Source organism: Frigoribacterium sp. AC512, from assembly GCF_979258295.1.
In genome coordinates, this window is record NZ_OZ409850.1 from 610,725 (window position 1) to 635,345 (window position 24,621).

Below are 24,621 nucleotides of genomic sequence, written 5' to 3' on the forward strand. Positions count from 1 at the left end.
GAACACGTGGGAAGTCATGGAGCGATTCTCGGCCAGGGGCCGGACGCGTGTCAAGGCGACACGACGGAGCGCCCGATCCGTGCGCACGCCGCGAGGGCGTGGCCGGATCGGGCGCTCGGGTCGAGCAGGAGCAGGGTCGCTCAGGCGAGGCCGTAGAGACGGTCGCCCGCGTCGCCCAGCCCGGGCACGATGTAGCCGTTCTCGTCGAGCTTCTCGTCGACGGCGCCGAGGACGACGTGCACGTCGCGTCCCTCCATCGCGGCCTCGACGGCCGCGAGGCCCTCGGGGGCGGCGAGGATGCAGACGGCGGTGACGTCGACCGCGCCGCGGTCGAGCAGGTAGTCGATCGCGGCGATGAGGGAGCCGCCCGTCGCGAGCATCGGGTCGAGCACGAAGCACTGGCGGTTCGAGAGGTCGTCGGGCAGGCGCTCGGCGTAGGTCGTCGGCTGCAGCGTCTCCTCGTCGCGGACCATCCCGAGGAACCCGACCTCGGCGGTCGGGACGAGCTTGGTCATGCCCTCGAGCATGCCGAGCCCGGCGCGCAGGATCGGGACGACCAGCGGCCGCGGCTGGCTGATCTCGAGGCCGGTGGCCGGGCCGACCGGCGTCTCGATGTCGACGGGGGTGGTCCGCACGTCGCGCGTCGCCTCGTAGGCGAGCAGCGTGACGAGCTCCTCGGTCAGGGCCCGGAAGGTCGGCGACGGCGTGTTCTTGTCGCGGAGCACGGTCAGCTTGTGGGTGATGAGGGGGTGGTCCGCTACGTGCACTCGCATAGGCTCCACGGTAGCGGAGTCGACCGGCCCGCGAGTCCCGTCCCTGGAGCGTCGCCGTGCCCCTCGTCCCGTCCCAGCTCGAGGCGTGGATGGGCGACGCGCTCGCCCAGGCCGAGGGCTGCCGGGCGTCCGACGACGTGCCCGTGGGCGCGGTCGTGCTGGACGCCTCCGGCCGGGTGATCGGCACGGGCCGCAACGAGCGGGAGCTGCTGCAGGACCCGACGGCGCACGCCGAGGTCCTCGCCCTTCGGGCCGCGGCCCGGCACACGGGCGACTGGCACCTGACCGGCACGACGCTCGTCGTCACGCTCGAGCCGTGCCCGATGTGCGCCGGGGCCATCCTCGCGGCGCGTGTGCCGCGGGTCGTCTACGGCGCGTGGGACGAGAAGGCAGGAGGCGCGGGCAGCGTCTACGACATCCTCCGCGACCGCAGGCTGCCGCACCGCGCCGAGGTGTTCGCCGGCGTGCGCGAGGCCGAGTGCCGGGCCCAGCTCGACGCGTTCTTCGCCGAGCGCCGCTAGTCCGCGGTGCCGACCCTCGCCCGCACCCGCGGGTGCGGGTGCCGGCGCGGGTGCAGTCGCGGGTGCGGCCGCTAGTCGGCGGCCTTGATCACGATCGCGTCGGTGGGCGGGTCGACCCGGTCCGGCTCGTGCCAGACGTCGGGCTCGACGTAGATGACCCGCGCGATCGGCACGGCCTCGCGCACGCGTGCCTCGATCGCGTCGATGGTCGAGGACACGTCGCGCAGCGCCGTGCGGCCGTCCATGGCGACCTTGACGGCGACGAGCAGCTCGTCGGGTCCGAGGTAGAGGGTCTTCATGTGCACGATCTGCTCGACCTCGGGGCCGGCGGTGATCGCGGTGCGGATGGCCTCGACGTCGCCGGCGGAGGCGCCCTCGCCGACGAGCAGGCTCTTCGTCTCGATGCCCAGCACGACCGCCACGGCGACGAGCAGCAGGCCGATCGCGAGCGTCCCGATGGCGTCGAAGACGCCGTTCCCGGTGATCCAGGTGAGGACGACGCCGATCATGGCGAAGCTGAGGCCGAGCAGCGCGGCGGCGTCCTCGAGCAGCACCACGGGCAGCTCGGGCGCCTTGGCCCGGCGGATGAAGGCGGGCCAGCTCTGGGCGCCCTTCGCGGGGCGCGCCTCCTTGACGGCGGTGCGCAGCGAGAAGCTCTCGAGGCCGAGCGAGATCGCGAGCACGAGGACGGGCAGCCAGGGCACGTCGAGGGGGTGCGGCTCGCGCAGCTTCTCGACACCCTCGTAGAGCGAGAAGACGCCGCCGACGCTGAACAGGATGATCGAGACGACGAAGGCGTAGACGTAGCGCTCGCGGCCGTAGCCGAAGGGGTGCTCGGCGTCGGCGGCCTTGCGGGCCTGCTTGCCGCCGAGCAGCAGCAGCAGCTGGTTGCCCGAGTCGGCGAGGGAGTGCACGCCCTCGGCCAGCATCGACGACGACCCGGAGAAGAACCAGGCGACGAACTTCGTCACCGCGATCCCGAGGTTGGCGCCGAGCGCCGCGAAGATCGCCTTGTTGCCGCCGGACGTGCTCATGTGGAGGTCCCCTCGTGTCTGGGTCGATCTTAGGATGGCCCGATGGTCACGACTCTCCCCGCCACCGCAGTTCTCGGAGCCGGCTCGATGGGCGGCGCCGTCCTCGCCGGCCTGCTCGGCCCCGACGTCGTCGTCGAGGGGGGCATCCGCGTCACCAACCGCACCGAGGCCAAGGCCGGCCCGCTCCGGCAGCAGGGCGTCACCTCCCTGGCCACCGAGACCGACCCCGGCGCCAACGCGGCCGCGGTCGAGGGCGCCCGGCTGGTGCTGATCGGCGTCAAGCCGCACATGGTCGTCGACCTGCTGGCCGAGATCGCCCCGGCCCTCGAGCCCGACGCCGTCGTCGTGAGCCTCGCCGCGGGCGTCACCACGGCCACGATGGAGGCGGCGCTGCCCGCGTCCGTCGCCGTCGTCCGGTCGATGCCCAACACGCCGTCGCACGTCGGCCTCGGCGTCACGGGCCTGAGCGCCGGCTCGCGCTCGTCCGACGACGACCTCGCGCTCGCGCTCGCGAGGCGGCTCTTCGAGGTGGTCGGCGGCGTCGTCGTCGTGCCCGAGTCGCAGATCGACGCCCTGAGCACGATCTCGGGCTCCGGTCCCGCCTACGTCTACCTGCTGGTCGAGGCCCTGCAGGAGGCGGCCGTCGGCCTGGGCTTCACGCCCGCCCAGGCCGCCACGATGGTCCAGGGCACCTTCCGCGGCGCGAGCGAGCTGCTCGCCGCGAGCGACCTGACCCCGGCCGAGGAGGCGCCCGCAGAGCTCCGCAGGCGCGTCACCAGCCCCGGCGGCACCACCGAGCGGGCCGTCGCCGTGCTCGAGCAGGGCGGCCTCGCCGACCTCTTCGGCCGAGCCGCGCAGGCCGCCCTCGCCCGGAACCGCGAGATCGCCGAGGGTCGCTGAGCGTCCTCGTTCCGAGCCCGGAGGGCCTCAGCCGTCGCGATCTCGTCTGGGTCCCTGGCCGAGATCGTGGCGAGCGGCTCGATGAGCGCGGGACCGCTCCCGCCGACGAAGCCGGGAACGGTGTCGGAGAACGGCCGGCATCCGCGTCGCCAGGACCACGACGCTCGCGGCCATGGCGAGCACCCAGCCCGCGAGTGTCAGCAGCCCGACGTCCGTCCAGATCTCGGCCCAGCTCGACGGGAACCATGTCGGCTGCGCCGGCTCGTCGTGGGGGCCGCCGAAGGCGAGGGTGATGCCGGAGAACACCGAGCCGACCGCCGCGCCGATCAACACGGCGGGCACGACGAGCAGAGGGGTCTCCCGGAGCCAGACGACCGGATGCGTCGAGGTCTCCTTCCTGAGCCTCACGAGTTCCTCCTCCACCAGGAAGAGCAGCTGGAGGCGTGCACCTGCGGGGTCGAGCGCACCAGGGGTCTCGCTCCTGCTCGACGGGATCGACAAGAGCCGGAGCACCTGGCTCCTGTCGTGCCGACCGCTCCGCACGATCCACACGGCGAGGGCCCGCCGCTCGGCAGGCGTCGTCCACCCCGGCACGAGCAGCCCCCAGCGACCTGCCTGGTCGGCGTGCCCCGCGTCCCGGTGGAGCTGCGCGAGCTCGGCCCGCGCGGCGGTGTCGCCGGGGTCACGGTGGATCCGCTGACGCAGCCGTGACCGCGCCTCCTTCGAGGCCCTCGCCGACCCCGCCGACTCGGAGGGGTCGTGGGGGAGCGGCTCGGGCACTCCGCGAGTGTGCCAGAGGGCGCGCCCCCTGCGGGCGTCAGCCCTCGAGCGCCGCGAACTTCTCGATGGTGCGGCTGTCGCCCGACACGATGATGAGGTCGTGGTTGCTGATGACCGTCTCGGGCGTCGCCTCCTTGAAGGCGCCTCCCGGGCTCTTCACCCCCACGACCGTCACGCCGTACTTGGTGCGGATGTTGGAGGCGGCCAAGGAGGCGCCCCGCACCGGCTTGGGCGGGTACATCTTCACGATCGCGAAGGCGTCGTCGAACTCGATGTAGTCGAGCATGCGTCCCGAGACGAGGTGCGCGACGCGCTCGCCGGCCTCGCGCTCCGGGTAGATGACGTGGTTCGCGCCGATGCGGGCGAGGATCTTGCCGTGCGACTGGCTGATCGCCTTGGCCCAGATCTGGGGCACCTTGAGGTCGACGAGGTTGGCCGTGATGAGCACGCTGGCCTCGATCGACGAACCCACGGCGACGACCGCGATCGAGAAGTCCTGGGCGCCGATCTGCTTGAGCGCGTCGATGCTGCGGGCGTCGGCCTGGACGGCGTGCGTGACCCGGTCGGCCCACTTCTGCACGAGCCCGGCGTCGGTGTCGACGGCGAGCACGTCGCGGTCCTGCCGCTCGAGCTGGCCTGCGGTCGCGGCGCCGAAGCGGCCGAGGCCGATGACGAGCACCGGCGCGTCGTGCTTGATCCTGTCAACCAACGATCGGTCGCTCCTCGGCTCTCGTGAACAGCTGGCGTCGCTGGCTGGCAGCCAGGGCGACGGAGAGCGTCACTGTACCAACGCGGCCCATCCACATGGTGACCGCCAGGATGTACTTGGCCGAGTCGGGCAGCCGGTCGGTGAGCCCCGTGCTGAGGCCGGAGGTCGCGAAGGCCGAGATGCTCTCGAAGAGCACGTGGTCGAGCGGCTCCTTCGTGATGTGCATGATCAGGATGCTCGAGACGGCCACGATCGTCGCGCCCCAGAGCACGACGCTGACCGCGAGGCGCAGCACGTCGCTCGGGATGCGGCGGCCGAAGGCCTCCATCGAGCGCTGGCCGCGGGCCTCGGCGAAGGCGGCGAGGAACAGCACGGCCAGGGTCGTGACCTTGATGCCGCCCGCCGTCGAGGCCGACCCGCCGCCGATGAACATGAGCATGTCGGTGACGAGCAGCGACGAGCCGTTGAGGTCCGAGATCTGGATCGTCGAGAAGCCGCCCGATCTCGTCATCATGCTGAGGAACAGGGACTGGAACACGGTCGGCCCGGCCTCGATCGCGCCGAACGTCTTCGGGTTGTCGAACTCGAGCACGATGTAGAGCACCATGCCGAAGACGATCAGGATCGCCGTCGTCAGCAGGGTCAGCTTGACGTGCACCGACCAGCGGCGGGGGTTCCGCGGGTTGCGGGCCAGGGCGTAGATCACGGGGAACCCGATGCTGCCGAGGAACACCCCCACCATGATCAGGCTGAGGAACCAGTAGTCGTTCTCGAAGGCGGCAAGGCCCTCGGCGTTGGGCGTGAAGCCGGTGTTCGTGAAGGCCATCGCCGAGTAGTAGAAGCTGTCGAGCACGGCGTCGCCGAGGGCGATCCCGTCGATGACCATCCGGGGGATCATGAGCAGCGCGATCACGAGCTGGATCACGAACGAGCTGAGGGCGACGGTCGTCAGCAGGCCGCCGATCTCGCCGAGGCGGACCGCCTGGCCCTCCGGCACCGGGCCCGCGTGGGCGCGGAGCGGATTGCTGTCCCCGGCGGCCATCAGCCGCGCCCGGAGGCCGAGCTTCCGCGAGACGACGAGGCCCATGATCGAGGCGAGGGTCAGCACCCCGATGGCGCCGATCTGCACGCCGACGAAGATCACGACGTGGCCGAAGAGCGACCAGTGGGTCGCCATGTCGACGGTCGCGAGGCCCGTCACGCAGATCACGGACACCGCGGTGAAGAGCGAGTCGGCCAGCGGGGTCACCGTGCGGTCCGCGGACGAGACGGGCAGCGAGAAGACGACAGTGAAGACGAGGATCAGCCCGGTGAAGATGAGGATCGCGAACCGTGCGGGCGACTTGCGGCCGATGTCGTCGACCCAGTCGGACAGGCGGTGGACCACGCCCCGGGGGCCGGGAGAGGGTCCGCGCCGCGGCGCGACGGAGGCGCGCGTCACGGACGTCATGGTACATCCGGCCCGTCGTCGTTACTGTGGCTGCATGCCCGACATCTTCGCCGTGATCGCCGACGGCACGCGCCGGGACATCCTCACCGTCCTGCTCGACGCCCACGTCTCCGCCGACTCGCGCACCGGCGACGTCAGCGTCGGCGAGATGGTGACGGCGCTCGGGCTGAGCCAGCCGACCGTCTCGAAGCACCTCCGGGTCCTCCGCGACGCAGGGCTCGTGCACGTGCGCGAGGACGGGCAGCACCGTTACTACGGCATCGAGATCGGCCCGCTCGAGGTGGTCGACGACTGGCTCGTCCCGTTCCTCGGGGCGGACCTCTCCGGCGGCGTCGACGGCGCGTCGGGGGCCTTCGCCGCCTGGGCGGGCGCCAGCGTGCCGGCGCCCATCCGGCGGGCCGCCGAGTCGCTGCCCGACGCTACCGACGTCGCGAGCGGGCTGGGACGGGCCGTGGCCGATGCGCAGCACCGCGCCTCCTCGGCGCTGCACGACGCCCAGAGCGCTCTCGACGAGCGCGTGATCGACCCGGTCCGCAAGCGCCTCGGGCGCTGATCCCCGCGCCCCGGCCCCTCCGGTGGCAGGCCTGCCGCCGCGTAGTCCCCAGGCGGGGCCCGCGACCGTTGCACCTGCGGCACACGCGCCCCTAGAGTGACCACGAGTCACAGGAGCACCTCCTGTCGCTCCTGCACCGGCGTCGTCGTCGGGCTCTCCCGACCACCAGCCCCAGGAGGCGACGTGACCCACGATCTCTCGGACGTGAGGTTCCTCACCGTCGCCGAGGTGGCCGGCATGATGCGCGTCTCGAAGATGACCGTCTACCGGATGGTGCACTCGGGCGAGCTGCCCGCGATCCGCTTCGGCCGGTCGTTCCGCGTGCCCGAGTCGGCCGTCGCGGCGGTCCTGCAGAACGGCGTCGCCGACGTCGGCTGACGCGCTTTCGACAATCACGGGTCGCCCTAGTACACTGACCCGAGGCATTTTTCCGCGGTTCTGTTTCGGACCCGGTCGTCCGATCCATGAATCAGTGAGGTCCTCTATGGGTTCTGTCATCAAGAAGCGTCGCAAGCGCATGGCGAAGAAGAAGCACCGCAAGCTGCTTCGCAAGACTCGTCACCAGCGTCGCAACAAGAAGTAGACGTTGCGTGAAGTGTGCCCTCGACCGTTCGGTCGGGGGCACATTTCTTTGCCCGCTCGGCTGCCCTCCTGCGACCCGTTCCCGTCGCTCATCAGGCGCGGGCAGCCCGTAATTTGAGAGTGATCCGTCGCCTGGGCATTGCAGACCCGGGGCGGACGTGCCCCTGCCGAGCGGATCTGTCTCGGTTCGAGGGCGCCCAGCGCCTGACCTGCCCAGGCGGGCAGCGCGGAGGAGGCGACCGCTCGACCCAGCACCTCCTGCGACGGCCGCGCTAGGGTCGATCGCGTGCCCGTTCCCCGCATCTCCCTGCTGACGAAGCCCGGCTGCCACCTCTGCGACGCGGCGCGCACTGCTCTCGACGCCGTGCTGGCCGAACCCGAGTTCGCGGCGGCCGAGCTCGGCTACGCCGAGACGGACATCCTCGGCGACGAGGCCCTGCGTGCCGAGTACGCGGAGGAGATCCCGGTCGTCCTGCTCGACGACCGCGTGCACACCATCTGGCGCGTCGAGCCCGAGCGCCTCCGCACCGCCCTCCGGAAGGCCCTCGCGTGACCGTCAAGCACATCGTGATCTGGAACCTCGTCGCCACCGACGACGCGTCGCGCGAGCACGCGGCCGCGCGCATCGACGAGCTGCTGACCGGCCTCGTCGGCACCGTCGAGTCGATCCGCTCGCTCGAGGTCGTCCGCAACGTCGCCTACCCCGAGACGAACGGCGACGTCGCGGTCGTCGCCGAGTTCGACGACGCCGCCGGCCTCGATGCGTACATCGTGCACCCGGCCCACAAGGAGGCGGCAGCCGAGATCCGCACCCTCGTCGCGGGCCGCGGCGCCATCGACTACGAAGCCTGAGGCCTGACGCCCAGCGCGAGCAGATCCGCGATTCAGCGCGAGCAGATCCGCGATTCAGCGCGAGCAGATCCGCGATCCAGGACGACCGCCTCCCGCGTTCCTGATCGCTGCACGGATCAGGAACGCGGGTCCTCTCCCCGCGGGGATCAGGCACGAAGTTCCTGAATGAGGAGAAGGGCTACGGCGTGAGGCGGGTCGGTCCGCGGAACAGGAACGTCACCTCGCGGAGGTTCGGCTGGTGCAGCATGAGCATCAGCACGCGGGCCAGGCCCATGCCGAAGCCACCGTGCGAGGGGGCCCCGTAGCGGAAGAAGTCGAGGTAGCCGCCGAGCTCCTCGGGCTTCATGCCCTTCTCGCGGATCTGGGCCTCGAGCACCTCGACGCGGTGCTCGCGCTGCGCGCCGGTGGTGATCTCGGTGCCGTTGTAGATGAGGTCGTAGCTCTTCGTGAGCTGCGGGTCGTCCTCGTGGCGCATGTGGTAGAACGGCCGGATCGACGCGTCGTAGTCGGTGAGGAACACGAAGTCGTGGTCGAACGTCTCCTTGACGTACGCCGCGATCTGGCGCTCGCCCTCGGGGTCCATGTCGGCGTCCGCACGGGGCACGACGTAGCCGCGGTCGGCGACGATCTGCTTGGCCTCGGCGAGGGGGATGCGGGGGAACGGAGTCGTCGGCACGGTCAGGTCGACGTCGAAGAGCTCCTTGATCGCGGCGCCGTGCTTCTCGACGACGGCGGTGAAGGCCGCGACGAGCAGCTCCTCCTGCATCTGCATGACGTCCTCGTGGCTGTCCACGTAGCTGATCTCGGCGTCGACGCTCGTGTACTCCGTCGCGTGGCGCGAGGTGAACGAGGGGTCGGCACGGAAGACCGGGGCGATCTCGAAGATCTTGCCGAAGCCGGCGGACTGGGCCATCTGCTTGAAGAACTGCGGGCTCTGCGCGAGGAACGCGCTGCCCTCGAAGTACTCGACCTTGAACAGCTCGGCGTTCGACTCGCTCGCCGACGCCATGATCTTGGGCGTGTGGACCTCGACGTAGCCGCGCTCGACCCAGTAGGTGCGCATCGCGTGCTCGAAGGTGGTCTGGACACGGAAGATGAGGGCGTTGCGCGGGACGCGCAGGTCGAGGAACCGCCAGTCCATCCGCTTGTCGATTCCGCTGTCGGCGGCGATCGGCGTCTCGGGGTCGGCGAGGCTGTCGACGACGAGGCCGTCGATCTTCACCTCGATGCCGCCGAGCTTGACGCGCTCGTCGTGCTTGAGCTGGCCCGTGACCGTCACGAAGCTGCCCTGCGAGAGGCCCGAGATCGCGTCGGCGATCTCGTCGGTCTCGCCGGCCTCGGCGAGCACGTCGGCGGCCGTGCGGGGACGGACGAGCTGGACGGCGCCGGACTCGTCGCGGAGGACGACGAACTGCACCTTCTTCTGGTCACGGACCGTGTCGACCCAACCGGACACCGTCACGGGGCCGTCGGGGAGGGGCGAGAGGTCGCTGATGAGGGTGCGTTCGATCACGGGGCCAGAGTTTACCGCGACGTCGAGCTTTCGGCCTCCCGTGAGGGAGGTGGGAGTGCAGGCCCGATCTAGACTGGTGGCCATGCCCGCCCAGCAGATCCACCTCGTGCGCCACGGCGAGGTGCACAATCCCGACCACGTGCTCTACGGCCGACTCGAGGGCTTCGGGCTCAGCGAGCTCGGCCACCGGATGGCCGCGTCCTCGGCCGCGATGCTGCAGGCGCAGGGCGCCCCCGTCGCCGCCGTCGTAGCGAGCCCGCTGCAGCGCACCCGCGAGAGCGCCGCTCCCTGGGCCGCTGCCTTCGACCTCGACGTGCAGGTCGACGAGCGCCTGATCGAGCCGACGAACAAGTACGAGGGCCGCCGCTCCGACTTCACCGTCGCGAAGCAGCTCGCGGTCCCGGCCGAGTGGCCGTGGATCGTCAACCCGCTCAAGCCGAGCTGGGGCGAGGCCTACGTCAGCATCGCCGCGCGCATGCTCGCGGCCGTCGACGAGGCCTGGTCGAGCGTCGACTCGGGCGACGTCGTGCTCGTCAGCCACCAGCTGCCGATCTGGATGGTGCACCGCAGCGTGACGGGGGCCCGCCTGTTCCACGATCCTCGTCGTCGTCGTTGCTCCCTCTCGAGCATCACGACGCTCGAGCGGCACGGCGGGCGCTTCGTCGAGGTCGGCTACCAGGATCCCGCGGCCGACCTGCTCGAGCGCGCCGTCGACCTCGGGGCAGTCTGATGCGCCGCGCCTCCGTCGTCGTGGGCGCCGTCGCGGCGGCCTCGGCCCTCGCCCTCGTGCTCACCGGCTGCACCTCGCAGTCCGACCCCCTCGCCGAGCAGTACCGCGCGGGCGGCACCGAGAACTACATCAGCGGCGCCGGAACGGTCACCGAGGTGCCGGCGGCAGACCGTGACGACCCGGTCGAGTTCACCGGCACGACCGACGAGGGCGACGAGTTCTCGCGGGCCGACCACGAGGGCGAGGTCGTCGTCCTGAACTTCTGGTACGCCAGCTGCCCGCCCTGCCGCAAGGAGGCGCCCGACCTTCAGCAGCTGAGCACCGACTTCGCCGACCAGGGCGTCCAGTTCGTCGGGGTCAACGTGCGCGACCAGGCCGACACCGCACGGGCCTTCGCCGAGAAGTTCGACATCACCTACCCGTCGATCGTCGACACGAACGACGGCGCGGTCCAGCTCGCCCTCGCCGGCACCATCGCGCCGAACGCGGTGCCGACGACCATCGTCCTCGACAAGCAGGGCCGCATCGCCGCCCGGGTGCTCGGCGGCCTCGACGGCCCCAGCACGCTGAAGACCCTCATCAGCGACGCCGTCGCCGAGCAGGCCTAGAGGTGTACCAGGGCAACCCCTTCTTCGAGGCGGTCGCGGGCGGCCAGCTCGCGGTCGCCCTGCCCGTGGCGTTGCTCGCCGGCCTGATCTCGTTCCTCTCGCCCTGCGTCCTGCCGCTCGTGCCGGGCTACCTCGGCTACGTCGGGGGCCTCGCCGGAGGCGGGCGTCGCGCCGCCGCGACGCCCACGACCACCGCCTCCTCCACTGCCTCCCACGACCGTCGGCGGATGGTGATCGGCGTCCTCCTCTTCATCGCGGGCTTCTCGCTCGTCTTCGTCGGCGGCAGCCTCGCCTTCTCGGCCGCGGGCTTCTGGCTGATCCAGTGGCGCGACCTGATCGTCCGCCTGATGGGCCTCGTGGTCATCGCGCTGGGCCTCGTCTTCGTCGGCCAGTTCACGTTCCTGCAGCGCACGATCAAGCCCGGGTTCGCCCCGGCGACCGGCCTGGCCGGCGCCCCCTTGCTCGGCATCGTGTTCGGCATCGGGTGGACGCCGTGCATCGGCCCCACCCTCACCGCGATCTACGCCCTGTCGTTCACGAGCGGCTCGGCCACGTCGAGCGTCCTGCTCGGGCTCGCCTACTGCGTCGGACTCGGCGTTCCCTTCCTGCTCGTCGCCCTCGGCTTCGGCTGGGCGACGCGCTCCATCTCGTTCGTCAAGCGCCACATGCGCGCCGTCAACATCGTCGGAGGCTCGATCCTCATCGCCATCGGTCTGCTCATGGTCACCGGGCTCTGGTCCTCCCTCATGTCGCACCTCGGGGCGGTGATCGCGAGCTATGGCACGATCGTCTGACCCTCGGGGCCCCGGCTCGGTCGACCAGCCGGACGAGGCCGGCCGGCCCGACGTGACCGACCAGCCGGACGGGCCCGGCCAGGCCGACGTGACCGACGTCTCGTCCGACCCGCTGCGTCCGAGCGACCACTACGACTCCGCCCCCGCCCGCACGCCGGGCGACCGGGGCGCGGCCTCCGGCGACGTCGTCCAGCCGCGCCTGGGGCTCGTCGGCTACCTGCGCTTCTTCTGGCGCCAGCTGACGAGCATGAAGACCGCGCTGTTCCTCCTCATGCTGCTCGCCGTCGCCGCGATCCCCGGCTCGCTCGTGCCGCAGCGCACGTCCGACCCGAACGGCGTCGTGCAGTACCGCGCCGAGCACCCCGACCTGTTCCCGGTGCTCGACAAGCTCGGCGTCTTCGACACCTACTCGTCGCCGTGGTTCTCCGCCGTCTACCTGCTGCTCTTCATCTCGCTGATCGGCTGCATCGTGCCGCGCACGAAGCACCACTTCGAGGCCCTGCGCTCGAAGCCGCCGAAGACGCCCGCGAGGCTCTCGCGGCTGGCGGGCTACCGGTCCGTGACGCTGCAGACCGCAGGAGGCGCCACGGACGCCGCCCTCGCCCCCGCCTCCGTTGTCGAGCAGGCCCGCGCGCAGCTGAGGCGCGCGGGGTACCGCACGCAGGTGTTCGGCGACTCGGTCAGCGCCGAGCGCGGCTATCTGCGCGAGACCGGCAACCTCGTCTTCCACACGGCGCTGGTCGGCGTGCTGCTGACGGTCGGGATCGGCGGCGGCTTCGGCTACACGGGCCAGCGCGTGGTGGTCGAGGGGCAGACCTTCACGAACGCCCTCGTCTCGTACGACTCGTTCAACCCGGGCCGCTGGTTCAGCGACTCCCAGCTCTCGCCGTACAACATCACGCTCGACCGGTTCACGACGACCTACGAGGAGTCGAACGCCGACGCTCTGGGGCAGCCGCTCGACTACACGGCCGACGTGACCACGACCACCCAGTCGGGCGAGAAGAGCCAGCACGAGATCAAGGTCAACAGCCCGCTCGCGATCGGCGGCTCGAACGTCTACCTGCTCGGCAACGGCTACGCGGTCGACGTCACGGTGAAGGCACCGGACGGCTCGGTCGCCTTCCGCGACACGATCCCGTTCCTCCCGCAGGACGCGAACCTCACCTCGCAGGGCGTCGTCAAGGTGCCCGACGGACTGTCGGACCAGATCGGCATGATCGGCTTCTTCTACCCGTCCGCCGTCGAGACCGGCGACGGGTCAGGCATCCTGGCCTCGAGCTACCCCGACCTGCTCAACCCGGTCCTGAGCCTGAACGTCTACCAGGGCGACCTCGGCCTCGACGCCGGCGTGCCGCAGTCGGTCTACTCGCTCGACACCGACGGCATGACCGAGATCGCGGGCGCGGCCGCCGACCAGTCGGCGCTGCAGCTCTCGCCCGGCACGACGGCCGACCTGCCCGACGGCCTCGGCACGGTGACGCTCTCCGACGTCAAGCGCTTCGCCTCCCTCGACGTGCACCACGACCCGTCGCAGCTCTGGGTGCTGCTGTTCGCCGGGCTCGTCTTCGCCGGTCTGCTCACGGCTCTCTTCGTGCCGCGGCGCCGTGTCTGGGTCAAGGCGAGCACGACCGACGGGGGAGTCCTGCTCGAGTACGCCGGCCTCGCCCGCGGCGAGGACCCGACGCTCGCCCGTGCCGTCCGCGACATCGCCCGGACGCACCTCGCCGGGCTCGGCGTGCCCGCCGACGCGGCGCGTGCCGCGACGAGCGACGACGACCGCGGCGACGACGACGACGACGACGCGAGCGCCGCCCCGAGCGCCGCCGCGTCTCCGCCCGGCTCGACCTCGAACGACCCTGCCCGCTCGACCGAGGCGCCGAGCCGCGCCGGACGTAGGATGCGACCGTGACCGAAGACCTCGCCAACTTCTCGCTCATCGCCGTGTACTCGGCGATGGCGATCTACACGATCTCGTTCGTGGCCTTCGCCCTCGACCTCGCCAAGCGCTCGGGCGACGCCCAGCAGGCGCCGGCCTCGAGTGCGGCCACGACCGCGGGGCCCGACGCAGGCTCGGCCCGCGGGGCAGGTCGCGGCTCGGCCCGCGCCGCCGTCTCGGGCGGCAGCACCATCGTGCTCGACCGTGAGGCCGGGACGACCGTGTCGGCGGGCCAGGTCCGAGGAGACGGCACCGGCAGCTCCGGCGGCACCTCCGGTCCGGGCTCGACGCGTCGTCGTCGCCGCGGCTCGAGCTTCGAGCGCGTCGCCACCGCGATGATGGTGCTCGGCCTGCTGGTGCACGTCTCGAGCGTCGTGACCCGAGGCCTCGCCGCGGACCGCGTGCCGTGGGCCAACATGTTCGAGTTCTCGCTGACGGGCACGGCGATCATCGTCGCGGTCTACCTGGTGGCCGGTCGCTTCGTCGACCTGTCGTTCCTCGGCGCCTACGTCATGGGCCTGAACCTCGTGCTGCTCGCGATCGGCAGCGTCAACTACTACGTCGAGGTCGTCCCGCTCCAGCCGGCTCTCCAGTCCGCCTGGCTCGTGATCCACGTGCTCGTGGCGATCCTCGGAACCGGCTTCTTCGCGATCGCGGCCGGCCTCTCGATCGCCCAGCTGATCCAGACGAAGCGCGAGCAGGCCCGGCTCTCCGGCCTCCGCTTCATGGACACCCTGCCCGCCGCCGACCGCCTCGAGGACCTCGCCTACCGCGTCGCCCTCGTCGGCTTCGTGCTGTGGACCTTCACGCTCATCGCGGGCGCCGTCTGGGCCGAGCGCGCCTGGGGCCGCTACTGGGGCTGGGACACCAAGGAGGTCTGGACGTTCATCATCTGGGTCCTCTACGCCGGCTACATCCACGCCCGCGCGACCCGCGGCTGGCGCGGAGCCCGCTCGTCCTGGCTGTCGATCATCGGCTTCGCCGCGGTGCTGTTCAACTTCGGCGTCGTCAACGTCTTCTTCAAGGGCCTGCACGCCTACTCGGGCCTCTGACCCCTGCTCGTCCCCTCCTCATTCAGGAAGATCTTTCCTGATCCGCGCAGCGGGGTGACCGATCGTCCTGATCCGTGCACGATGCAGGACCTGCGTGGCCGCATCTCCTGAACCGTGGATCGGGGGCCGAGGATCGGGGGTCGGGCCTCAGCGTGCGAGCACCCTGTAGGAGGCGCGCACCCGGTCCAGCCACCACGCGCGTCGGTCGTCGGGTGCGGCGTGCTCCCGCAGCAGGTCGACGTCGACGTCGATCCGCCGCACGTCGATGGAGCCGTCCACCGGAACGAGCGGCTCGCGCGTGACGTCGGCGGCCAGCAGCGCCGCCGTCCCGAGACCACAGTCGTGCGGCAGGTGGGGCAGCGCGGCTGCCAGGTACGCGCCCATGCTCAGCCCCACCGACGTGTCGAGTGCGCTCGAGACGACGACGGGCAGCCCGGCCTCGGACACGATGCGGAGCGCCGTCCGGATACCGCCGAGCGGCTGCGCCTTGACGACGAGCAGGTCGGCCGCGCCGGCACGGGCGACGGCGAGCGGGTCGGCGGCCTTGCGGACGCTCTCGTCGGCGGCGATGGGCACGCCGAGGTCGGCCGTGCGGCGTCGCAGCTCGGCGAGCTCGGGCACGGTGGCGCAGGGCTGCTCCGCGTACTCGAGACCGAGCGGGGCCAGGGCTCGCAGCGCCTCCTCGGCTCGGTCGACGGTCCAGCCGCCGTTGGCGTCGACCCGGACGCGGCCCTCGGGGCCGACGTGCTCGCGGGCCGCGGCGACCCGGCCGACGTCGTCGGCGAGCGACTGCCCGCGCTCGGCGACCTTGACCTTGACGGTGCGGCAGCCCGGGAACCGGGCGAGCACTCTCGCGACCTCGCCGGGCCCGACGGAGGGCAGGGTCGCGTTGACGGCCACGCGGGAGGTGCGGGGCGCGAGTGCAGGACCCCAGCCGAACTCGACGGCCGCGGCCAACCACGCCGCCGCCTCCTCGGGCCCGTACTCGACGAAGGGGCTGAACTCGGTCCAGCCGCGGGGGCCCTCGACGAGGAGCGCCTCGCGCACCTCGATGCCGCGGAACCTCGTGCGGAGCGGCAGCTGGACCACGTGCGCACCGGTCAGCAGGTCGTCGAGCGGCGGCAGCTCGGTGCGGGGGAGGACGGGGTCGGCGGGCGTGGTCACCTCGCCAGTCTCGCACCGCGCCCGCTAGGGTCGGTCTCCATGGCCGCGCCCGATCTGACCCCGTCCGACGACGCCGAGTCCCCTGCCGCCGAGCACGCCGGGCACGCCGGGCGCACCGCGCGCGTCGAGCCCGACGGGCGCACCGCGCGCGTCGAGCCCGACGGGCGCACGGACGGCGTCGAGTCCACGGACGGAGCGGCACGCGACGCCGAGGGGCTGGCCATCTTCGACGACCAGACCCACGACGACTCGGTCGCCCCGGCCCGCAGCTCGCGCCTGGGCGTCGTCGTCCTCGTCCTCGCCGTGGTCCTGCTCGCCCTCGACGGCGTCGCGATCGCCCTGCTCGCGGCAGACGGAGTCACGGCCGCGGCGTCGATCGCGCTGGTCACGATGCTCGCCTCGATCGGCGTGGGCGTCGTCGCGCTCGTGGCCGTCGCCACGCGTCGGGGCCGCTGGCCGGCCGTGGCCGCGGTGCTGCTGAGCGTCCTCGCCAACCCGTTCGTGTTCGTCTGGCTGCTGGGCGCCCTCGTCCCCTCGCTCTGACGCCGCGCCTCCTCGCCCGGCCCGGCGAGCTGCACCCCCCCCCCCCCCGTCCGGCACCACGCCCCCGGAACCGAGGGTGTCGTGCGGGTCCAGGGGTGTAGCTCGCGTTCGTGCCGGTCGTAGGCTGGTGGGCATGTCCGCCGCCGTGTCCGACCTGTTCGATCCTGCTGAGTGGCGAGAGGTGCCGGGCTTCGACGGCCTCACCGACGTCACGTACCACCTCGACGTCGAGGGCCGGGTGGCCCGTGTCGCGATCGACCGGCCCGAGGTGCGCAACGCGTTCCGCCCGCGCACCGTCGACGAGCTGTACCGCGTGCTCGACCACGCACGGCAGCAGAGCCGCGTGGGCGTCGTCCTGCTGACGGGCAACGGCCCCAGCCCCAAGGACGGCGGCTGGGCCTTCTGCAGCGGCGGCGACCAGCGCATCCGTGGCCGTGACGGCTACAAGGCGGAGGGCGCGGAGGCGAACGTGGCCGACCCTGCCTCGGCGGGGCGCCTCCACATCCTCGAGGTGCAGCGGCTGATCCGGTTCATGCCCAAGGTCGTCATCGCGGTCGTGCCGGGCTGGGCGGCGGGCGGCGGGCACTCGCTGCACGTCGTCTGCGACCTCACGATCGCCAGCCGGGAGCACGGCAGGTTCAAGCAGACCGACGCCGACGTGGGCTCGTTCGACGCCGGCTACGGCAGCGCCTACTTCGCCAAGCAGATCGGCCAGAAGCTCGCCCGCGAGGTGTTCTTCCTCGCCGAGGAGTACAGCGCTGACCGCGCCCACGAGATGGGCGCCGTCAACCGCGTCGTCGCCCACGCCGACCTCGAGGAGGAGGCGCTGGCCATGGCCCGCGTCGTCCTCACCAAGTCGCCCACCGCGATCCGCATGCTCAAGTTCGCGTTCAACGCCACCGACGACGGCATCGTGGGCCAGCAGGTCTTCGCGGGCGAGGCGACCCGCCTCGCCTACGGCACCGACGAGGCCGTCGAGGGGCGCGACTCGTTCCTCGAGAAGCGCGAGCCCGACTGGTCGCCCTTCCCATGGCAGTACTGACGCCGACGCCGACGCCGACGCCGACGCCGACGCCGACGCCGACGCCGCCGTCGACGCTGACGCCGAGGGCGCAGGCGGCAGGACACGACACGAGGAGGCGCGGCGCGTGACCCGCCCCCTCCTCCCCGTCGACGCGCGACGGCCGCTCGACGTGCTCGAGGCCCTCCGGGAGGCCCTCGCAGGCGGTCCGGCCGTCGCCCCGCGGACCGACGACCACGTCCCCGCCGACCTGCCCGCCACCGTGCCGCAGCCCGTGGCCCTCGTCGTCGAGACGAGCGGGTCGAGCGGCGTGCCCAAGCGCGTGATGCTGCCCGCCGACGCCGTGCTCGCCGGTGCGGCCGCCGCCGACGGCGCGCTGAGCGGCCCCGGGCAGTGGGTGCTGGCGCTGCCGGCGCACTACGTCGCGGGCACCAACGTGCTCGTCCGGAGCATCGCCGCCGGCACCGAGCCCGAGGTCCTCGCGCCGGGGCACTTCGACCCGGTCGCGTTCGCCGAGGCAGCGAGTCGCCTCGAGCACCCCGTGCGCTACGCGTCGCTGGTGCCCGCCCAGCTCGCGGCGGTGCTCGACGCCGCCGAGCACGACGCCGACGTGGCCGACGCGGCACGGAGCTTCGCCGCGGTGCTGGTGGGCGGGCAGGCGACGCCCGCGTCCCTAGTCGACCGGGCCCGCGCCTCCGGCGTGGCGGTCGTCCGCACCTACGGCTCGAGCGAGACGAGCGGGGGCTGCGTCTACGACGGCGTGCCCGTCGGTCGCACCCGGGCGGCGGTCGTCGACGGGCAGGTGGAGCTCGCCGGTCCGTCTCTCGCGCTCGGCTACCTGGGCGACGACGCCCGCACCGAGGCGGCCTTCGTCGTCCGCGACGGGGAGCGCTGGTACCGCACCGGCGACGCCGGCAGCCTGTCCGACGACGGCGTGCTCACCGTGAGCGGTCGCCTCGACGACGTCGTCGTCTCGGGCGGCGAGAAGGTGTCGCTCGGGCTCGTGGAGCGGATCGTCCGTGAGCAGCCCGGCCTCGCCGGCGCCGTGGTCGTCCGCGTGTCGCACGAGCGGTGGGGCGAGGTGCCGGTGGTCGTCGTGGGGGAGCCGGGCAGCTCCGGGCCGCGCCTCGTGCCCGGGCCGCCCCGCCTCCCGGAGCTGCCCGAGCTGCGTGCGGTCGTCGCCGCGGTCCTCGGCCGCGCCGCGGCGCCCGACCGGCTCGTCCTGCTCCCCGAGCTGCCCCTGCTCGCGAGCGGCAAGCCCGACCGCCGCGCCCTGGAGGCCCTCGTCGCGGGCGGGGCCCCCGGCCGGAACTAGGATCGGTCCCGTGGCACGAGCGACGACATCCCCGAAGAAGAAGCGCGGCGGCCGACCGGGAGGCCGGCCGGGCGCCCAGCGCGCCCGCCGCGTCACGCCCGGCGACTGGATCGGCGGCGCCCGCCTCCGCACCCTGCCGCTCGGCGTCGCGCCCGTCGCGCTCGGCACGGGCGTCGCGCGGGCGAACGGCAGCTGGGACCTCCCGCTGGCCCTGCTCTGCCTCGCGATCGCCGTGTTCCTCCAGATCGGCGTCAACTACGCGAACGACTACTCCGACGGCATCCGCGGGACGGACGCACACCGGGTGGGCCCGGCACGCTTGACGGGCTCGGGCAGCGTCCGGCCCAGGACCGTGCTGCGGGTCGCGCTGGTCTTCTTCGGCCTCGCCGCCCTCGCCGGCGTTGTGGTCGTCGTGACCACCGGCTACTGGTGGATGCTCTCGGTCGGGGCGGCCGCCGTCGTCGCCGCCTGGTACTACACGGGCGGCAAGCGCCCCTACGGGTACAACGCCCTCGGCGAGGTCTTCGTCTTCGTGTTCTTCGGGCTGGTCGCGACCGTCGGCACCGCCTTCGTGCAGGTGCACCGGTTCCCCGCCGACGCGTGGGTCGCCGGCATCGCCGCCGGGCTGTTCGCCTGCGCCGTGCTCATGGTGAACAACATCCGCGACATCCCGCAGGATGCGGCAGCGGGCAAGCGCACCCTCGCGGTCGTCGTCGGCGACACCGTGGCACGGGCGCTCTACGCGCTGTTCCTGCTGCTGCCGTTCCTGCTGCTCGTCTACTTCGGCTTCCTGTACTTCAACGCGCCGTACGTCTATTTCGTGCTCATCGCGGCGGTGCCCGCAGCGGTCATCGGCGTGACCGGCAAGACGCCGCGCGAGCTGATCCTCGCCCTGCAGCTGTCGTCGCTGACGGCGCTGCTGTTCGGCCTCGGCCTCGGGGCGGCGCTCTTCTTCTAGATCAGGAGGTGCGTCCTGCGTCGGGCGAGGAGGCGCGTCCCGCGTCCCGCTCGTCGCGTGCGGCCTCGTCGTCGCGGGCATCGCGCTCGGCCAGCTCGGCGTCCTCGGCGAGGCTGTCGCCGTCGAGCGGCTCCGGCTTCGACCGTCGCTCGGCGAGCTCCAGCGCGACCTGCCGACGCAGCGGCGCGAAGAAGAGGTACGAGACGCAGAACGCCACGACGGCGGCGATGAGCGTCGCCAGGTACGGGTTCGGCAGCAGGAGCACCAGCACGACCAGCGCGACGAGGAACACGCCGAGGCGCACGATCGAGTACTTGACCCAGGGTTTCACGCGGCGAGTCTACGCGCGCCCCCTGCACCTCCTCGTCCCTGCGGTCACCTCGCGGCCGACCATCAGGCGACGCCCTGCCGGCCCGCCTATGCTCGGTCCATGGTGAAGTTCTTGGTCGTGGCGATCGTCGCAGCGTCTGCGTTCATCATCTATGCCCTCATCGACTGCCTCTTCGCCGAGTCGTCGAGGTTCCGGGCGCTCAACAAGCCTCTGTGGGCCCTCGTGATCGTGCTGCTGCCGGTCATCGGCGCCGTCCTGTGGTTCCTGATCGGCCGTGCACGCAAGTCGGGCCAGTCCGAGACGCGGCGCTTCGTCGCCCCGGACGACGACCCCGAGTTCTCGGGTCGTTCGAGCTCGACCGTCAGCGACCTCGATCGCGAGACGACCGACGAGCGCATCCGTCGTCTCGAAGAAGAGTTGGCCGAGCTCGACGGCGACGACAAGAACGACAAGAACAACGCCTGAGGCCCACCCCGTGACACGTCCTGAGGACGACCGGCCCGACGTCGCCGAGTCCGAGCTGCCCGAGAGGGCCGACCAGATCGGAGCGGACGAGGTCGGTGCCGACCGGGCTGAGTCGTCTTCCTCGACCTCGGGCAGCGTCGCCACCGACTACGCCGTGGCCCTGCTCGCCGGCCTGGTGGACGCCGGGGTCCGCGAACTGGTCCTCAGCCCGGGTTCCCGATCCCAGTCGATCGCCCTCGCCGCCGCCGAGTTCGAGCGTGCCGGCCGACTGCGACTGCGGGTGCGGATCGACGAGCGCTCGGCGGGCTTCCTCGCGCTCGGCCTCGCTGTCGAGTCCGGCTTCCCGGCCGTCGTGGTCACCACCTCCGGCACGGCGGTCGCCAACCTCCACCCGGCCGTGCTCGAGGCCCACCACTCCGGCGTCCCGATGATCGTGCTGACGGCCGACCGGCCCGTAGAGCTCCGGGGCATCGGCGCCAACCAGACCACGCAGCAGCCCGGCGTGTTCGGCGTCGCCACCCGGGCCGGGCACGACCTCGAGGCCCCGCGCACGGGCTCCGTCGACTCCGACGCAGTCCGCACGGTCGCGCGTGCCGCCGTCGCGACGGCCCTCGGCGCCCCGGACGCCGACCGGGCCGAGGGCGCCCCCGCCGTCCCTGGTCCCGTTCACCTGAACGTCGCGTTCCGTGAGCCGCTGTCGGCGGCGCTCGACTCGCTCCCCGCGGCCCGTCCCGAGCCGGTCGACGACACCTCCTGGTCGGAGGTCGCGCGTGCCGCCGCCGTGCGCCTCGAGGTCGACGTCGAGCCGGCCACGGTGGTCGTCGCCGGCCACGGGGCCGGTCCCGAGGCGGAGGCGCTCGCCCGCGCCCTCGGCGCGCCGCTCGTGGCCGAGGTCTCGAGCGGGGCCCACTTCGGCCCGAACCTCGCGCTCGGCTTCCGCACGCTGCTCGGCGACGCCGAGCTCGGCGGCGTCGTGCGTCGGGTCGTCGTGCTCGGACACCCGACCCTGACCCGCCAGGTCCCTGCCCTCCTCACGCGCGCGGGCGTCGAGGTCGTCGTCGTCCGCGGCGCGACCGCCGACGCGTACGACCCGGGCCGGTCGGCCACGGTCGTCGCCGCCGTCGACGTGGTCGAGACCGCAGGAGGCACGCCCGACGACCGCGCCCACCGCGCCTGGGTGGGCCGCTGGGTGCACTCCGGACGCCGGGTCGTCGGCGACGACGAGGCCGCGCCCGACCTGGAGGCCGCCACGAGCGACGACGGCTCGGCACGGGCCGAGTTCCTCCGGGGCGAGGTCGCCCTGCTGCGGCGTCCCGTGACCCGTCGCGCCCTGGCCGAGACCCTGTGGCGCGTGACGTGGCCGCACGACCGGCTGGTCCTCGGCGCCTCCCGCCTCATCCGCGAGGTCGACGAGGTCGTGCCCGGCAAGAAGGTCCGCGTCCACGCCAACCGCGGTCTCGCCGGGATCGACGGCACGGTGGCGACGGCCACGGGCATCGCCCTCGCCAGCCAGGTCGACCACGGGGCGCCGGGCGTCACCCGCGTGCTCCTGGGCGACCTCACCCTGCTGCACGACGTCGGCTCGCTCCTGCTCGGCGACGGCGAGGTGCGGCCTCGGCTGCAGGTCGTGGTCGGCAACGACGGCGGGGGGACGATCTTCGACGGCCTCGAGGTGGCGGCCACGGCGCCGGTCGACGCCATGCGCCGCGTGCAGTTCACGCCGCACGGTGTCCGGCTCGCGGGGCTGGCCGCCGCGTACGGCTGGCACCACGTGCTCGCCTCGACGCGTGCCGAGCTCGACCAGGCGCTCGCGAGGGCCTGGGACGGCCCCGTGCTGATCGAGGTGCCGCTCGCGCGCTGACTGCGCGGCGCGCGCTGACCGTGCGGCGCGCGCGGACCGAGCGACGCGTGCGGACCGTGCGCCTCCTGCCCGCCCGTCGTCCCTCGATCGACGCGCCCGTGCGGTCGTCGGCCCCCGGCCGTAGGCTCGTGCCCATGGCCAAGACCTGGACGACCCAGCCCACCGAGATCCTCCGTGCCGGCCCCGAGCTGAGCCTCGCCGAGATCGACCCTGCCTCGACCCCCGGCTTCTCCGGCGACAAGCGCTACGCCGCGCAGGTGCTCGAGTCGGGTCGTGACACCCTCGGCGAGCTGCAGGAGAAGCTCTTCGCGGGCAGCCGCACCGGCGGGTCGCAGGGGAACGTCCTCCTCGTGCTGCAGGGCACCGACACGGCAGGCAAGGGCGGGATCGTGCGCCACGTCGTCGGCGCTGTCGACCCGCAGGGCGTCGCGCACCACGCCTTCAAGGCCCCCACCGAGGAGGAGCTGGCCCACGACTTCCTGTGGCGCATCCGTCGCGAGCTGCCCGGTCCGGGCATGATCGGCGTCTTCGACCGGTCGCACTACGAGGACGTCCTGATCGGCAAGGTCCGGCGGCTCGCCCCGCCGGAGGAGATCGAGCGGCGCTACGACGCGATCGTCGAGTTCGAGCGCGAGCTGGTCGACGCCGGGACGACGATCGTCAAGGTCATGTTGCACCTCTCTCGCGACGAGCAGAAGGAACGGCTCGTCGAGCGGCTCGACCGACCCGACAAGCACTGGAAGTTCAACCCGGGCGACATCGAGGAGCGGCTCGTCTGGGACGACTACCAGAGCGCGTACGAGACCGCGCTGCGACGCACCTCGACGGACGAGGCGCCGTGGTACGTCGTGCCGGCCGACCGCAAGTGGTACGCCCGGGTGGCCGTCCAGCGCCTCCTCGTCGACGCCCTCGTGTCCCGCGGGCTCGACTGGCCGTCCGCCGACTTCGACGTCGAGCTCGAGCGCACCCGCCTCGCCTCGACCTAGTCGGTCCCGTCGTGCCGCTCCTCCGGTACCGGGGGAGGACGCGACCACGTCGCCCGCTCCCCGATGCTGGCGGCATGACCCACATTCCACATTCCACGGTCTCTGTCCCGGGTGCCGTCGACGCGGCCCGCCCCTCTGAGCGGGCCGTCTCGGGCCCGGCCGTCGGCCCCGTCCGCCTCCGCACTCCGGGCGGGGCCGGCCGGATCGTGGCGATCGACGTCGTGCGGGGCCTCGCCGTGCTGGGCATGGTCGCCGTGCACACCGTCGGAGCCCTGAGCCCCGTGGTCGACGCCGTCGTCGTCGGCCACACCTCCGTCCTCTTCTTCCTGGTCGCCGGCGTGACGGTCGGGCTCACGGCATCGCGACCTCGCGCCGACGGCGCCGTCGAGGTGACCGGCCGAGCGCTCCTCGTCCCCCGCGCCGTGGTCGTCTTCGCGCTCGGCGTCGTGACGATCGTCACGATCCTGCCCGTCCACGGGCTGCTCCTGCTCGTCCTCGCCGCCGTGGTCGACCTCCGTCCGCGAACGCTCGCGATCTCGGCCGTCGCGGCGGCGGCGGTGACGGCACCCCTGGGCCTCCTGCTGGGGACGGCCCGCGACGCGGGGACGTTCGACGTGCTCACGTCGCTGGCGCAGGGCACCGTCGACGTGCTCGTCCAGGCTGCGGCCTACCTGGTCGCCTCACTCGCCGGGGCCGCCGTCGGCAGGCTGCTGGCCCAGGGGGCGCTGCGGGTGGGCGTCCTCGCCGTCGTGGGCGCGTCCTGCGCCGCTGCCGCGTACGGCGTGGCGCTGCTCGCCTCCGTCGTCGACCTCGGCCCGCTCGCGTCCTCGCTCCTGTCCGCGGAGGCCCACTCGGGCTCGCCGGTCGAGATGATCGGCTCGACGGGGCTCTGCCTGCTCTTGCTCGCCGCTGTCCTGGCCCTCCCCTCGTCGACCCACCGTCTCCTCGAGCCCGTCGCCGCCGTGGGCGCGCTCGCGCTGACGATGTACCTGCTGCACTTCGTGGTCGTCCTCGCGTTGCTGCCCCTGGCCACCACGGAGTCAGGACAGTTCGCCGTCTTCGCCGCGTCCGCCTCGGTCCTCGTGGTCGTCGCCCTCCTCGTTCGTCGGCGGTTCCGGCGGGGGCCTCTGGAGTGGCTCGTGGCGACCGGCGCTCGTCGGCTCGCGGGCGGCTGAGCCCGACGACGA

The 24,621-nt window shown here is 72.6% G+C and carries 28 protein-coding genes; 20 read left to right on the forward strand and 8 right to left on the reverse strand.

The features are described from left to right. Positions 1-140: 140 nt before the first annotated feature. Entirely contained in the window at positions 141-773 is a 633-nt protein-coding gene (gene upp / locus ACZZ97_RS02730; RefSeq protein ID WP_194612778.1) for a uracil phosphoribosyltransferase, read from the reverse strand. A gap of 56 nt (positions 774-829) precedes the next feature. On the opposite strand from upp, the gene ACZZ97_RS02735 reads away from it, so the two are divergent. Then, the gene (locus tag ACZZ97_RS02735; RefSeq protein WP_314101876.1) at positions 830-1,294 is read left to right on the forward strand and encodes a nucleoside deaminase; all 465 of its coding nucleotides are present in this window, start codon (positions 830-832) and stop codon (positions 1,292-1,294) included. A gap of 71 nt (positions 1,295-1,365) precedes the next feature. Here ACZZ97_RS02735 and ACZZ97_RS02740 read toward each other — a convergent pair whose 3' ends face one another. Beyond that, the gene (locus ACZZ97_RS02740; RefSeq protein ID WP_463472224.1) at positions 1,366-2,328 is read right to left on the reverse strand and encodes a cation diffusion facilitator family transporter; all 963 of its coding nucleotides are present in this window, start codon (positions 2,326-2,328) and stop codon (positions 1,366-1,368) included. A gap of 42 nt (positions 2,329-2,370) precedes the next feature. Here ACZZ97_RS02740 and proC point away from each other — a divergent pair, with 42 nt between their 5' ends. Continuing rightward, positions 2,371-3,228 carry a pyrroline-5-carboxylate reductase gene (proC, locus tag ACZZ97_RS02745; RefSeq protein ID WP_463472225.1) on the forward strand — a complete coding sequence of 286 codons (858 nt, stop codon included), beginning with the start codon at positions 2,371-2,373 and terminating at the stop codon, positions 3,226-3,228. A gap of 27 nt (positions 3,229-3,255) precedes the next feature. On the opposite strand, the gene ACZZ97_RS02750 is transcribed toward proC, so the two are convergent. The 3 genes from ACZZ97_RS02750 to ACZZ97_RS02760 are packed head-to-tail and all read right to left on the reverse strand — an operon-like array spanning position 3,256 to position 6,167. Beyond that, the gene (locus ACZZ97_RS02750) at positions 3,256-4,008 is read right to left on the reverse strand and encodes a DUF6584 family protein (protein WP_314101879.1); all 753 of its coding nucleotides are present in this window, start codon (positions 4,006-4,008) and stop codon (positions 3,256-3,258) included. A gap of 37 nt (positions 4,009-4,045) precedes the next feature. After that, on the reverse strand, positions 4,046-4,717 hold the full coding sequence (locus tag ACZZ97_RS02755) for a potassium channel family protein (protein ID WP_123546732.1): 672 nt from the start codon (positions 4,715-4,717) through the stop codon (positions 4,046-4,048). Next, the gene (locus tag ACZZ97_RS02760; RefSeq protein ID WP_314101882.1) at positions 4,710-6,167 is read right to left on the reverse strand and encodes a TrkH family potassium uptake protein; all 1,458 of its coding nucleotides are present in this window, start codon (positions 6,165-6,167) and stop codon (positions 4,710-4,712) included. Before ACZZ97_RS02760 ends, ACZZ97_RS02755 begins: the two co-directional genes overlap by 8 nt. Before the next feature lie 34 nt (positions 6,168-6,201). Between ACZZ97_RS02760 and ACZZ97_RS02765 the strand changes: the two genes are divergently transcribed. The 5 genes from ACZZ97_RS02765 (at position 6,202) to ACZZ97_RS02785 (ending at position 8,154) form a co-directional block, all read left to right on the forward strand. Beyond that, positions 6,202-6,720: an ArsR/SmtB family transcription factor gene (locus ACZZ97_RS02765; RefSeq protein WP_463472226.1), complete on the forward strand. Its 519-nt coding sequence runs from the start codon at positions 6,202-6,204 to the stop codon at positions 6,718-6,720. Positions 6,721-6,903: 183 nt separating this feature from the next. Then, the gene (locus tag ACZZ97_RS02770) at positions 6,904-7,098 is read left to right on the forward strand and encodes a helix-turn-helix domain-containing protein (RefSeq protein WP_123546729.1); all 195 of its coding nucleotides are present in this window, start codon (positions 6,904-6,906) and stop codon (positions 7,096-7,098) included. 106 nt (positions 7,099-7,204) lie between these two features. Further along, entirely contained in the window at positions 7,205-7,303 is a 99-nt protein-coding gene (locus tag ACZZ97_RS02775) for a 30S ribosomal protein bS22 (RefSeq protein WP_003792170.1), read from the forward strand. Positions 7,304-7,588: 285 nt separating this feature from the next. Beyond that, on the forward strand, positions 7,589-7,855 hold the full coding sequence (locus ACZZ97_RS02780; RefSeq protein ID WP_463472227.1) for a glutaredoxin family protein: 267 nt from the start codon (positions 7,589-7,591) through the stop codon (positions 7,853-7,855). Further along, positions 7,852-8,154 carry a Dabb family protein gene (locus ACZZ97_RS02785; protein WP_463472228.1) on the forward strand — a complete coding sequence of 101 codons (303 nt, stop codon included), beginning with the start codon at positions 7,852-7,854 and terminating at the stop codon, positions 8,152-8,154. The genes ACZZ97_RS02780 and ACZZ97_RS02785 overlap by 4 nt, the downstream gene beginning before the upstream one ends. Positions 8,155-8,332: 178 nt before the next feature. Here the strand turns inward: ACZZ97_RS02785 and aspS are convergent, their stop codons facing one another. After that, on the reverse strand, positions 8,333-9,667 hold the full coding sequence (gene aspS, locus ACZZ97_RS02790; protein WP_314103515.1) for an aspartate--tRNA(Asn) ligase: 1,335 nt from the start codon (positions 9,665-9,667) through the stop codon (positions 8,333-8,335). 82 nt (positions 9,668-9,749) lie between these two features. On the opposite strand from aspS, the gene ACZZ97_RS02795 reads away from it, so the two are divergent. From ACZZ97_RS02795 to ccsB, 5 genes are read left to right on the forward strand one after another with little or no spacing between them, the layout of a single operon-like run. Then, on the forward strand, positions 9,750-10,397 hold the full coding sequence (locus ACZZ97_RS02795; RefSeq protein WP_133737894.1) for a histidine phosphatase family protein: 648 nt from the start codon (positions 9,750-9,752) through the stop codon (positions 10,395-10,397). Continuing rightward, positions 10,397-11,005: a TlpA family protein disulfide reductase gene (locus tag ACZZ97_RS02800; RefSeq protein WP_314103512.1), complete on the forward strand. Its 609-nt coding sequence runs from the start codon at positions 10,397-10,399 to the stop codon at positions 11,003-11,005. Before ACZZ97_RS02795 ends, ACZZ97_RS02800 begins: the two co-directional genes overlap by 1 nt. Before the next feature lie 2 nt (positions 11,006-11,007). Next, a complete protein-coding gene (locus ACZZ97_RS02805) occupies positions 11,008-11,799 on the forward strand; it encodes a cytochrome c biogenesis CcdA family protein (RefSeq protein WP_314103510.1) in 792 nt (263 codons plus the stop codon). Further along, entirely contained in the window at positions 11,783-13,711 is a 1,929-nt protein-coding gene (gene resB / locus ACZZ97_RS02810; protein WP_463472229.1) for a cytochrome c biogenesis protein ResB, read from the forward strand. Before ACZZ97_RS02805 ends, resB begins: the two co-directional genes overlap by 17 nt. Next, a complete protein-coding gene (gene ccsB, locus ACZZ97_RS02815; protein WP_463472230.1) occupies positions 13,708-14,790 on the forward strand; it encodes a c-type cytochrome biogenesis protein CcsB in 1,083 nt (360 codons plus the stop codon). Before resB ends, ccsB begins: the two co-directional genes overlap by 4 nt. 147 nt (positions 14,791-14,937) lie before the next feature. On the opposite strand, the gene ACZZ97_RS02820 is transcribed toward ccsB, so the two are convergent. Continuing rightward, positions 14,938-15,954 carry an o-succinylbenzoate synthase gene (locus ACZZ97_RS02820; protein WP_463472231.1) on the reverse strand — a complete coding sequence of 339 codons (1,017 nt, stop codon included), beginning with the start codon at positions 15,952-15,954 and terminating at the stop codon, positions 14,938-14,940. 39 nt (positions 15,955-15,993) lie between these two features. Here ACZZ97_RS02820 and ACZZ97_RS02825 point away from each other — a divergent pair, with 39 nt between their 5' ends. The 4 genes from ACZZ97_RS02825 (at position 15,994) to ACZZ97_RS02840 (ending at position 19,791) form a co-directional block, all read left to right on the forward strand. Continuing rightward, complete coding sequence (locus ACZZ97_RS02825) at positions 15,994-16,497, forward strand: hypothetical protein (RefSeq protein WP_463472232.1); 504 nt, start codon at positions 15,994-15,996, stop codon at positions 16,495-16,497. Between the two features lie 133 nt (positions 16,498-16,630). Beyond that, positions 16,631-17,539, forward strand: a complete 909-nt coding sequence (locus tag ACZZ97_RS02830; RefSeq protein ID WP_314104653.1) for a 1,4-dihydroxy-2-naphthoyl-CoA synthase — start codon at positions 16,631-16,633, stop codon at positions 17,537-17,539. 106 nt (positions 17,540-17,645) lie between these two features. Then, positions 17,646-18,833: an AMP-binding protein gene (locus ACZZ97_RS02835; protein ID WP_463472233.1), complete on the forward strand. Its 1,188-nt coding sequence runs from the start codon at positions 17,646-17,648 to the stop codon at positions 18,831-18,833. A 10-nt stretch (positions 18,834-18,843) separates the two neighbouring features. Then, on the forward strand, positions 18,844-19,791 hold the full coding sequence (locus ACZZ97_RS02840) for a 1,4-dihydroxy-2-naphthoate polyprenyltransferase (RefSeq protein ID WP_463472234.1): 948 nt from the start codon (positions 18,844-18,846) through the stop codon (positions 19,789-19,791). Between the two features lies 1 nt (position 19,792). Here the strand turns inward: ACZZ97_RS02840 and ACZZ97_RS02845 are convergent, their stop codons facing one another. After that, entirely contained in the window at positions 19,793-20,122 is a 330-nt protein-coding gene (locus ACZZ97_RS02845; RefSeq protein WP_463472235.1) for a DUF4229 domain-containing protein, read from the reverse strand. 99 nt (positions 20,123-20,221) lie between these two features. On the opposite strand from ACZZ97_RS02845, the gene ACZZ97_RS02850 reads away from it, so the two are divergent. From ACZZ97_RS02850 to ACZZ97_RS02865, 4 genes are all read left to right on the forward strand, one after another. Further along, positions 20,222-20,587: a PLD nuclease N-terminal domain-containing protein gene (locus tag ACZZ97_RS02850; RefSeq protein WP_463472236.1), complete on the forward strand. Its 366-nt coding sequence runs from the start codon at positions 20,222-20,224 to the stop codon at positions 20,585-20,587. A 76-nt stretch (positions 20,588-20,663) separates the two neighbouring features. Then, the gene (gene menD, locus ACZZ97_RS02855) at positions 20,664-22,448 is read left to right on the forward strand and encodes a 2-succinyl-5-enolpyruvyl-6-hydroxy-3-cyclohexene-1-carboxylic-acid synthase (protein WP_463473748.1); all 1,785 of its coding nucleotides are present in this window, start codon (positions 20,664-20,666) and stop codon (positions 22,446-22,448) included. Between the two features lie 134 nt (positions 22,449-22,582). Continuing rightward, positions 22,583-23,434, forward strand: coding sequence for a PPK2 family polyphosphate kinase (locus tag ACZZ97_RS02860; protein ID WP_463472237.1), 852 nt, complete (start codon positions 22,583-22,585; stop codon positions 23,432-23,434). Between the two features lie 74 nt (positions 23,435-23,508). Beyond that, on the forward strand, positions 23,509-24,609 hold the full coding sequence (locus tag ACZZ97_RS02865; RefSeq protein WP_463472238.1) for a DUF418 domain-containing protein: 1,101 nt from the start codon (positions 23,509-23,511) through the stop codon (positions 24,607-24,609). The last annotated feature ends 12 nt before the right edge of the window (positions 24,610-24,621 follow it).